Raw genomic sequence first — 10,017 nt, 5'->3', positions numbered from 1 at the left:
GACACGCCTGCGCGGACGGGGCACCGGCACCGGCAGTGGCCGCCGCGTGACGTGTCCGTCGGTGGGGAACGGCGGAACAGCACCGTGATCTTGTATTCACTTCTTTATCCCTCGTTCCGAGCACCGACCGCAAAGTTGTTTACCTAACGTTCCTGCTTTCGCCGCTCCCCGGCTGGAACGGCTCCCTAGCGTCGTCTCAGCGCCGGTGCGGTGCGTCGTAGATACACACGTGGAAGAGGATGAAGTGAAGAGACAGATCGCAGGTGTGTGCGCGCTCGCGGCCGTGGCCGCCGCCGTCGCATTCCCCCTCACGGCGGCGAACGCCACCGAGGAGCTCGCGGCACCGACATTCAGCCAGGACGGCGGCCGATTCGCCGAGTCGACGACCGTCACGCTCACCGCGCCGCAGGGCGCGCAGATCAGGTACACGCTCGACGGATCGACGCCGACCGCGAAGAGCCCGCTCTACAAGAAGCCACTGGTCATCGACGAGACGACGAACCTCGCCGCGGTCTCGATCAAGGGCGGCGCAACCTCGCCCGCCGAGATCGAGGGCTACATCATCAAGACCGATGAGAAGCCGCTCACCTCGTTCTTCGTGATGAGCGACGTGCACACGTCGGCGCTCACCGAGAAGAACCGGGGCATCTGGAAGAGCCACTTCGACACCCTCGCGTCGATCAACCCCGACCCCGACCTGATCATCTCCAACGGCGACCAGATCAACGACAACAACAACAACACCGCGCCCGACCACCAGGTCGTGAAGACGATCTTCGACGAGAACATCGACCGCCTCGGACTCGACGACACCCCGATCCTGATGTCGCACGGCAACCACGACGTGGGCAACGCCGACATGGCGAAGTACTACGGCGACTGGTTCCCCAACGCGACCGGCGGCTACTGCGAGAAGACGATCGACGGCCAGACGTTCCTCGTGATCGACACCGAGCGCTACTCGGGCGCACAGCGCACCTGGCTCCAGGGTCGCCTCGCCGCGCTCTCCGCCGAGCCGGATGCCCTCAACATGCCGGTCTTCGTCGTCGGCCACCGCCCGACCGCCAACACGGTCTACGACGGAGCCCAGGCGTCGAATGCCACCCTCGCCGCCGACCTCTCCGGATACCCGCAGGCGGTCTACTTCTCGGGTCACTCGCACCTGCACCTGAACGACGAGCGCTCCATCTGGCAGGGCGGCTTCACGGCCGTGAACGACGGATCCATGTCGTACACCGAGACCCCGCACGACGCGTACCAGATCTACGGCAACGCGCTCTGGGACGAATTCACGATCCCGACGGCGCAGGCCCTGTATGTCGAGGTCTACGCCGACCGCACCGAGATCGACCGCATCAACTTCGCCGCCGACGAGGATCGCACCTACACGAACGGCGCCTGGGGTGCGTACCAGGCCGGTTACCCCTTCGCCAGCGCCGGCACGCTCGCAGGTCCGACCTGGACGGTCCGCCTCGACGGCACGACGGCCGAGGAGGTGCGCGCCAACTTCGACTACACCTCGGCCGCGCGTGACAACGTCGCACCGGTCCAGCAGGGTGCGCCCGAGCACGCCGTGACCGCATCCGGCGCCGACATCCTCCGGGTACCCGCGGCGACCGACGACGAATCCGTCTACGGCTACGACGTGCGGGTCCGCGACGCCGCCACCGGCATCGAGGCGCTGCCGATCCGCGCCGGCGCGAAGGTGCTCGCCGACTTCCAGATCGCGCCGCGCCCGAGCATCCTCGAGATCCCGCTCGCGATCCGCAACGGACGCCAGGCCGACGCCCCGCTCATCACCCTCACCAAGGGGACGAGCTACATAGCCGAGGTCACCGCCGTCGACATGTACGGCAACCGCTCCGAGAAGACCGCGGTCTCGTTCGTCGCCGGTCAGGTGCCCGACACCACCCGCCCGCAGGTGACGCTCGTCAGCCCGGTCACGGCCGGTCCGTCGAAGGCCGTCGACATCCGCGTCGACGCGACCGACGAGGTGGGACTCGCCCGCATCGTCGCGAACATCTACCAGGGAGGCACGCTCGTCAAGAGCACGCAGTCCAAGGCCACCGGCATCACCGGCTCGCACGTCGCGACCGTGACGCTCCCCGACGGGGCGTACACGATCAAGTACAACGCGCAGGATGCCGCGGGCAACATCTCGAAGACCTCGACGTTCGATCTCACCGTCGACGCCACGGCCCCCACCGTGACCGTCAAGACCGGCGACTCGTTCACCGTCGGCGATGCGACGGGCTACGACAAGGTCAGCTTCAAGCTCCACGATGCCGGCAAGATCGACCGGCTCGAGCTCAACGGCGTCGGGAAGGACCTCTCGAACAACGTCTGGTCCGACCTCAACTTCGTGAAGCCGGGAACGTTCGGAGGGGTCAAGGGCGAAAACACCCTCCTCGTCCACGATGTCGCCGGCAACGTCACGACGGTCGAGTTCGTGCTGCGCTGATCGATCGACGCGAAGCCCCGCGGGCGGACCGCGGGGCTTCGCGCGTCAACCGGTCCTGTCGGCATCAACCTCGTCCGGCATCAACCTCGTCGGGCTCCCAGCGCAGCAGATCCCCCGGCTGGCACTCCAGTACCGCGCACAGAGCGTCCAGCGTCGTGAAGCGCACCGCCTTCGCGCGACCGTTCTTCAGAACGGCGAGGTTGGTCGGCGTGATCCCGATCCGCTCGGCCAGCTCGCCGACGCTCATCTTCCGTCGCGCCATCATCACGTCGATGTCGACCACCACCGGCATCAGATCACCTCGTTGTCGAGCTCGGAGCGCAGCGCTCGCGCCTCGGCCTCGCGGTCGATCGCCTGCCGCAGCAACGCCTTCATGACGACCACGAGCAGTGCCATCCCGGCGAGCACGACCCCGGCGCCGCCGATCAGCGCCACGACCCCCGGCGCCGTCGCCCCCGGCGCGAGCAGTGCAGCCAGGATCCATGTGAGCGCAGCGGCCACGAGGATCGCGCCGATGATCACGTCGACGTAGCGGAACGAGGACTCCGAGAAGATCGACCCGCGACGCACCCTCGTCAGCAGCATCCACACGCACACCCCGAACACCTGCAGCGTGCCGACGCCCAGCACCACGAGCGACACCAGCACGATCCGGCCCCACAGCTCCTCGGCGGCGAGGTCGAGCCACAGCAGCGGCACGATGAGCGCCTGCACCGCCACCGAACCCAGCAGCGCCACCGCGATCACGATGCGCAGAACGACGATCGTCGTCTTCCCCATGCCCACTCCTTCATCGAAGAACAACAGGAATCTATCGTTATTCGTTCGATGGAGCAAGCTGAACAGAGGTCGTGGCGTGGGAGCGGTCAGTGCCGCCGCACGGCGCGACGGATGCGCCGAACCGCCCGCCCCGCAGCATCCTTGAATCCGCCGCCCGGCCACTCGCGGTGCAGCTCCACCGTGCCGCCCTCGCCCACCGCGACCGTGCAGCTGCGCCCCGCCAGGATCGGCGAGCGGCCGACGCGATCGAGCACCGTGGGATCGGCCTCGAGGGGAACGTCGAACGTCCACCCCGCCCGGCGGACCTTGACGCTGAGAGTGCCGCCTCGGGACTCGTCCGTGCGCTCGAACGCGCGCACCGGATCGATCGAGACGGCGACGGCGGAGAGGTCGCGGGGACGGCGGCCGGAGAGGACGCGCTCCGTGCCGGTGCTGTCGCGGAGGACCAGATCCACACGATCGTTGCGAAGCTCGCGATCCACGACCAGAAGATTCGCGGGGAGACCCTCGATGGACGACAGGGGCAGCGAGGTCAGCCGCGTGATCTTCTTGGTGCCGGGGGACGTCGCCGCGGGAGCGCCCGCGCCGGCGGTGCTCGCATCGATGGCGCTCCCGCCGACGTTCCGCGCACCGGGAGTGGGCGCATCCGAGCGGGATGTCTCGAACACCAGCGCATCCTTCCCGTCGTGGGTGATGTCGATGCGAAGCGTGAGGTGCAGCCCGCCGCCCCGCGACCAGTGCGCGGCTGTCACGGTCGCGCGGCACTCCAGGCCCGTCTCGAACTCGGCCAGACGCACCAGGTCGTCACGACGATCGGCCCGCAGCAGCGCCGCGCGGATCCGGTTCGCGACCCCGAGACCGGCATCCACGCCCGGCCCGAACCGCCGCTGCGTCAGGGGGGCCACGACATCCAGCAGGCGGTCGCGATACTGGTCGGGGTAGTTGACCATGCGCCGCCCCGCGATGCGCTTGAGGATCTTGCCGCGGAACCAGTGCCGCAGCAGCCGGTCGCGCAGGCGCCCCGGCTCGGTGTGCGCCTCGACGATGTCGAGCACGGTCTCCAGGTGCGGGAAGTACGTCTCCGGCTCGATCCGCGCGGAGCTCGCGCTGCCCGGCTGCTTCACCCAGGCGTAGCAGGGCTCGCTCGCGAGGATCGAGATCGTCGACGCGGCGAAGTACGCCTGCATCACGAACATGTGATCCTCCAGCCGGACACGCCCCTCCGGGAAGCGGATGCCGTTCGCGCGCAGGAACGCCGTGCGGAACATCTTGTGCGGTGTGAGCATCTCGAGCAGCGGATCGGTGCCCAGCGTCGCCCGAGGGATGTCGTGGCGGAAGATCCGGCTCGGCAGCGGGCGGCCGATCCCCACCTCCTTGCCGACGATGACGTCGGACGCGTTCGCGTCCGCGTAGTCGCACAGCTTCTCGAGCGCGCCGTCGAACAGGTAGTCGTCCTGGTCGACGAACTGCACGTACTTCCCCCGCGCCGCGTCGATGCCGTGGTTGCGGGGCATGCCGGGCCACCCGGAGTGCTCCAGTGAGAGCACCCGCACGTTCGGACGTGTGCGGGCGATGGCGGCCAGGCGCTCGCCGGTCGGCTCGCCCGAGCCGTCGTCGCACAGCAGTACCTCGAACGCGCCGGGGCCGAGCGTCTGCCGATCGAGCGACGCGATGAGGTCATCGAACGATGGCCCCGGCCGGAACACCGGCACCACGACGCTCACGCGAATGCTGTTCCCGCGACTGCTGCTCTCCGGCTGAATACTCTGTGACAAGACGTCTCACTCCCCCAAGTCGACAATCCTCCGAGCTAAACATGGCTTCCTGTGCGGGTCACCAGGCTTGCGCTTCGCCGACGGGTATGCAGAACCGGGCGGTGGTCGGCAGGGGCTCGGCGCGGAAAGCCGTCCGACTCAGGAGGCGATGCGGCGAGCCGAGGCGTCGTCCGTGCGCGTCCCGACCTCGGCCCAGACCGCATCCAGCGAGATCTCGAGGACGCCGGCGATCGCCGCGATCGTCGAGAAGGCGGGGGTGGCCACGCGTCCGGACTCGATCTTGCGCAGGGTCTCGGGGGAGACGCCGGCGTCGAGTGCGACGCTCAGCATCGACCGCTCGCCGCGGGCTCGACGCAGCAGGGCGCCCAGGCGCTCGCCCCGTTCGAGCTCGGCGGGGGTGAGCGGCATCCGGACCATCATGATGCCCATACTAATACCGGGATAGTATTACCGGGATAGTTATTGGCATCGACGGGAGTGAGCCCATGATCGAGATCCTGAACGCCGACGAGCTCGTGCGGGCGAGGGAGGCCGGCGCGCTCGTCGGCGACATCCTGCAAGCGCTGAAGACCCGCGCCGTGGTCGGCGTGAATCTGCTCGACCTCGACCGCAGGGCGAAGCAGCTGATCGAGGATGCCGGCGCCGAATCCTGCTACGTCGACTATGCCCCCTCGTTCGGCCGTGGCCCGTTCGGCCACTACGTATGCACCGCCGTGAACGACGCCGTGCTGCACGGCATGCCCCACGACTACGCGCTCCAGGCGGGAGACCTGCTCACGCTCGACCTGGCCGTCACCCTGCGTGGCATCTCCGCCGATGCGGCCATCAGCTTCGTGGTCGGAGGCACCCCGGCGGCAGAAGACGTCGCGATGATCGAGGCGACAGAGCGAGCACTCGCCGCCGGCATCGCCGCCGCACGACCCGGTGCCCGCACCGGCGACCTGTCGCACGCGATCGGCACGGTGCTGCACGATGCCGGCTACCCCATCAACCTCGAGTTCGGCGGCCACGGCATCGGCTCGACCATGCACCAGGACCCGCACATCGCGAACGACGGGCGCCCCGGCCGCGGTTACGCACTGCGCCCGGGACTCCTGCTCGCGCTCGAACCCTGTGTCATGGCCGACACCGACGTCCTGCGCACCGACGAGGACGGCTGGACCCTGCGGAGCGCGACCGGATGCCGCACCGCGCACACCGAGCACACGATCGCGATCACCGCGGAGGGTGCCGAGATCCTGACGCTGCCGACGGATCGCGCCGCCTGAGGCGCTCGGCTAACTCAGCACGAGCCCGATCTCGAACGATCGCCGCCACGGCAGGGTCAGCTCCTGGATGCGCACGTCCTCCGCGGGGAGTGTCGACTCCAGCAGCGCCGTCAACTCCTCACGGATGACCCGTTCCGCCGTCGCGACCCGGGCGTCGTCGGCCATCGGGTAGACATCCGGGAAGAGGGCGGGGCCGGAGTCGGTGCGCACGACCGCCTGGTACGCGAAGTCGTCGAGCAGTCGCGTGAGCAGGGCGATGCGGGCGGCGCGGGCATCGAACGTGCTCGTCGCCCGGCCGACCACTCCGGCCGCCGCGACCGCGACCACGCTGCCGAGCGTGTTGCCGGCCGTGTTCCAACCGCCGAACGCCTCGAGCCGCCCGAGCAGCCCCGCCTCGGCGAGTGCCCGCACGAGTGCCTCGTCGGCGCCGTTGGGGTAGCGCACGTCGGCGAGGGCCACGTGCTGCCCCGCGTCCAGCCGTTCCCGGATCAGCGCGACCGTGCCGGCCACGGCATCGGCATCCACCTGATCCGGACGCCCGCGGAACATGTCGTGCCGGTCGGGATCGGGGGCATGCAGCACCAGAGTCACGTCGCCGCCCTCGACGACCTCGACGGCACCGGCCGCCCGGATCTGTCGGCTCGCGGAGGCTGCGAGCGACATGTTCTCGTACGGCGGGATGCGCGTCATGCCCTCGGCATCCGCACAGGCGACCGAGAACGAGGCGGTCACTCCGGCATTCGCGGCGAGGGCTCGGGCGACCAGCGCCGCCCCCACCTCGTCGGCGCCCGGGTACATGAGCACGTCACGGCCCGAAGGCAGCATCCGCATCCAGTGCCGCAGCCACACCTGCTCGGCGCTGCCCGCGGCGAACGGCGCGGTGTCATCGGCGGTGATCGCCAGGAAGTCGAGCGTCGCATCCTCGACGAGCGCGAGCGTCGACAGGTTCACGATGTGATTGCGCAGCCGCCGCGCCGAGTAGTCGGACACGATCTCGGCCGGCACCGGTGTCAGCTCCGACAGCGGCAGTACGTCGGGCTCGTCGAGCAGCCGGTGCGCGTCGCCGCCGAGCGCGTGGATCTCCTTGCCGTGCTCCCGCCAGTACTCCGGCTCCTCGGCGGCCGAGTACGAATTGCTCGCCCGCGTCACGAGCGAGACGGCCGAGATCGGCAGCTCCGGCCGGCGGCGGCGCACCTCGCGCAGCACGTCGAGCCGCTCCAGCACCTCGCGCGTCGTGTCGGCGCTCGTACGGCTGGCGATCAGCCCGCCGTAGAGCAGCATGTCGACCGACACCACCACATGCACCGTGGCCGGGTCGGCGACGCGGTCGAGCAGCCAGGCGCCGAGGGCGGTCGCGTCTCCGGCGACGCGGTACGAGGGCAGGATGTCGGCCGGCGGGACGTCGAGGATCACTCCCGCCACCGCGGCGACGTCGCCGGGAAGCCGCACGTTCACCGGGCGGTCGTCGAGCGGGAGCAGAGCGATGCGCGGGCGCAGAGTCGTTTCGGACACGGGGGAGTGCCTTTCGTCGGGAGGAGTCGGGGGTTCGAGGGGGTCGGGTGGCGATCCGGGAACGGGGGTTCAGGGGCGCGAGATGGAGACCAGGTACGAGTAGCGGTCGCCGCGGTACACCGACTCGGCGTACTCGATCGGACGGCTGCGGGCGTCGTAGGTGGTGCGCTTGACGAGGAACGCGGGCGAGAACGGGGGCGTCTGCAGTGCCGCCGCCTGCTCCTCGTCGAGCACGACCGCGTGGATCTCCTGGTCGGCGCGGACGGCCGAGATGCCGAAGCGCGAGCGCAGATCCTCGTAGAGCGAGTCGCCGACGATGCCGTCTTCCAGGCCCGGCACCGCATCGGCGGAGATCGAGCAGACCTCGAGGCAGATCGGGATGTCGTCGGCCGTGCGCACGCGGCGGATGCGGACCACGGGCGACTGCGGGCTGAGGTTCAGCGCATACCCGGCGGCCTGTCCTGCGGATGCCGTGCCGACATCGACCGACAGGGAGCCGGGGCGCATGTTGCGCGTGTGCATGTCTTCCGAGAACGAGGTGAGCTCGAAGGTCTTGCTGATGCGGGAGGCGCTCACGAACGTGCCGGCGCCCTGCAGCCGGTAGACCAGCCCGTCGCGCTCCAGCTCGTCGAGGGCCCGCCGCACGGTCTGGCGGTTCACCTCGAGCGACTCGGCGAGGTCGCGCTCGGTCGGCAGCTTCTCGTGGGGGGCGAGCCCCTGCTGGATGACTTCTTCCAGATGCCGCCGCACCCGCTCGTGCTTCGTCACGCCTTCGATCGACGACATGCCACCCCTCCGGTCTGCCCATTTGGACTAACCCAATCTTGACGATCACCCGCGGATGTGTCAATGTCTGTTCTCAGCGGTTCCGAATTGGTCTATTCCAATCCTTTTGCAAGGTCAATGATGAGCGGAGAACTCCCATGCACACGAAGCAGCACATGCGCCGGCGCGCCCTGATCGCCGGTGCCCTGACCACAGCCACGGTCGCAGCCCTCACCGGATGCGGTGCGGGAGGCGGCGACGCCGACGGCCTGACCGAGATCACGTTCTCGTACCTCTGGGGCGGTGAAGAGGCCAAGGCGCTCGAAGAGATCATCGCCGACTTCAACGGCAGCCAGGACGAGATCGTCGTCAAGGGCGTCTCCAGCCCCGACACTCAGAAGCAGCTGACCTCGATGTCGTCATCGAACGGATCGTTCGACATCTCCGACAACTTCGGCAACACGGTCGGCGCCTGGGCCTCGAAGGGCATCCTCGCCCCTCTGGACGACGCGATCGCAGCCGAGGGCATCGAGGTCGACGACTTCATCCCCAGCGCCATGGAGCAGATGACGTACGACGGCAAGATCTACTCGCTGCCGATCGCGACCCACAGCTTCCAGCTGCTCTACAACACGCAGCTGCTGAAGGAGGCGGGCGTGACCCCGCCGACCACCATGGACGAGCTCGCCGCCGCGATCGAGAAGCTCACCGTGGTCGACGGATCCGGCAAGATCACGCAGCTCGGCCTCGGCTCGGCCAACGACAGCACGACCCTGACCACCCTCGGCTACGCGTTCGGCGGCAGCTGGGACGGCGAAGACGGTCCGACCCCGGCCGAAGACGGCAACCTCGAGGCCCTGCAGTGGTACCAGGACAACGTGATCGAGCCGGTCGGCGCCGAGGCCATGGCGACCTTCGTCTCCGGCCAGGGCGAGTACCTCTCGGCGCAGGACCCGTTCTTCAGCGGCAAGGTCGCGATGATCATCGACGGCGAATGGCGTTCGGCCTCCGCGGCCAAGATCGCCCCGGACTTCGAGTGGGGCGTCACCGCCATCCCGGCCGCCTCGCCGGAGCTCGAGAACAGCACGCAGGTGACCGCCAGCACGCTCTTCATCCCGGCGAACTCGAAGCACAAGGAGGAGGCAGCGACCTTCCTCGCCTACCTCGTCAGCGAGGAACCGATGGAGAAGTTCGCCGTCGCGCTCGGCAACCTGCCGGGACGCACGTCGCTCGCTGGCAGCGCCGCCTTCGACAGCCTCCAGGACTTCGGCGTGTGGGCCGAAGCGGCATCCTCCCCGAACGCGAAGTCGCTCGCCAGCCTTCCGTACAGCGCCGAGTACGCCACCGACCTCGCCACCGCCTTCGATGAGGTCGTCCGTCTCACGGCGACCCCCGAAGAGGCGATCGCGACGGTCGAGGAGCGCATGGCCAACTACTCCACGAAGTGATCGAGGCT

Annotated in this window: 9 protein-coding genes; 3 read left to right on the top strand and 6 right to left on the bottom strand. The window is 68.9% G+C overall.

The window, feature by feature from the left end; all coding sequences use genetic code 11:
• Positions 1 to 244: 244 nt before the first annotated feature.
• Entirely contained in the window at positions 245 to 2,461 is a 2,217-nt protein-coding gene (locus AC6CHX_RS18745) for a chitobiase/beta-hexosaminidase C-terminal domain-containing protein (RefSeq protein WP_498274123.1), read from the top strand.
• 64 nt (positions 2,462 to 2,525) lie between these two features.
• On the opposite strand, the gene AC6CHX_RS18740 is transcribed toward AC6CHX_RS18745, so the two are convergent.
• The 4 genes from AC6CHX_RS18740 to AC6CHX_RS18725 form a co-directional block, all read right to left on the bottom strand.
• A complete protein-coding gene (locus tag AC6CHX_RS18740) occupies positions 2,526 to 2,753 on the bottom strand; it encodes a helix-turn-helix domain-containing protein (protein ID WP_498274121.1) in 228 nt (75 codons plus the stop codon).
• On the bottom strand, positions 2,753 to 3,241 hold the full coding sequence (locus AC6CHX_RS18735) for a DUF2975 domain-containing protein (protein ID WP_498274119.1): 489 nt from the start codon (positions 3,239 to 3,241) through the stop codon (positions 2,753 to 2,755). Before AC6CHX_RS18735 ends, AC6CHX_RS18740 begins: the two co-directional genes overlap by 1 nt.
• Positions 3,242 to 3,327: 86 nt before the next feature.
• A complete protein-coding gene (locus AC6CHX_RS18730; protein ID WP_498274117.1) occupies positions 3,328 to 4,965 on the bottom strand; it encodes a glycosyltransferase family 2 protein in 1,638 nt (545 codons plus the stop codon).
• A 189-nt stretch (positions 4,966 to 5,154) separates the two neighbouring features.
• Positions 5,155 to 5,433, bottom strand: coding sequence for a helix-turn-helix domain-containing protein (locus AC6CHX_RS18725; RefSeq protein ID WP_498274135.1), 279 nt, complete (start codon positions 5,431 to 5,433; stop codon positions 5,155 to 5,157).
• A gap of 68 nt (positions 5,434 to 5,501) precedes the next feature.
• Here AC6CHX_RS18725 and map point away from each other — a divergent pair, with 68 nt between their 5' ends.
• Positions 5,502 to 6,284, top strand: a complete 783-nt coding sequence (map, locus tag AC6CHX_RS18720; RefSeq protein ID WP_498274115.1) for a type I methionyl aminopeptidase — start codon at positions 5,502 to 5,504, stop codon at positions 6,282 to 6,284.
• Between the two features lie 9 nt (positions 6,285 to 6,293).
• Here the strand turns inward: map and AC6CHX_RS18715 are convergent, their stop codons facing one another.
• Both AC6CHX_RS18715 and AC6CHX_RS18710 read right to left on the bottom strand, forming a co-directional pair.
• Positions 6,294 to 7,796 carry a DUF4127 family protein gene (locus tag AC6CHX_RS18715; protein ID WP_498274113.1) on the bottom strand — a complete coding sequence of 501 codons (1,503 nt, stop codon included), beginning with the start codon at positions 7,794 to 7,796 and terminating at the stop codon, positions 6,294 to 6,296.
• A gap of 69 nt (positions 7,797 to 7,865) precedes the next feature.
• Entirely contained in the window at positions 7,866 to 8,582 is a 717-nt protein-coding gene (locus AC6CHX_RS18710; RefSeq protein ID WP_498274111.1) for a GntR family transcriptional regulator, read from the bottom strand.
• 137 nt (positions 8,583 to 8,719) lie between these two features.
• Between AC6CHX_RS18710 and AC6CHX_RS18705 the strand changes: the two genes are divergently transcribed.
• Positions 8,720 to 10,009 (top strand): ABC transporter substrate-binding protein, encoded by a 1,290-nt coding sequence (locus tag AC6CHX_RS18705; RefSeq protein ID WP_498274109.1) that lies wholly within the window; start codon positions 8,720 to 8,722, stop codon positions 10,007 to 10,009.
• Positions 10,010 to 10,017 lie beyond the last annotated feature (8 nt).

The organism is Microbacterium sp. GQ128, from assembly GCF_059758615.1.
Note: the sequence above shows the minus strand (reverse complement) of the source record. Positions and strands in the feature narration are given on the sequence as shown.

Bases quoted from the DNA above. Each gene is read 5' to 3' on its own strand.
- map (WP_498274115.1), top strand. From the start codon at position 5,502: ATGATCGAGATCCTGAACGCCGACGAGCTCGTGCGGGCGAGGGAGGCC.
- AC6CHX_RS18740 (WP_498274121.1), bottom strand. From the start codon at position 2,753: ATGCCGGTGGTGGTCGACATCGACGTGATGATGGCGCGACGGAAGATG.
- AC6CHX_RS18705 (WP_498274109.1), top strand. From the start codon at position 8,720: ATGCACACGAAGCAGCACATGCGCCGGCGCGCCCTGATCGCCGGTGCC.
- AC6CHX_RS18710 (WP_498274111.1), bottom strand. From the start codon at position 8,582: ATGTCGTCGATCGAAGGCGTGACGAAGCACGAGCGGGTGCGGCGGCAT.
- AC6CHX_RS18735 (WP_498274119.1), bottom strand. From the start codon at position 3,241: ATGGGGAAGACGACGATCGTCGTTCTGCGCATCGTGATCGCGGTGGCG.
- AC6CHX_RS18725 (WP_498274135.1), bottom strand. From the start codon at position 5,433: ATGGTCCGGATGCCGCTCACCCCCGCCGAGCTCGAACGGGGCGAGCGC.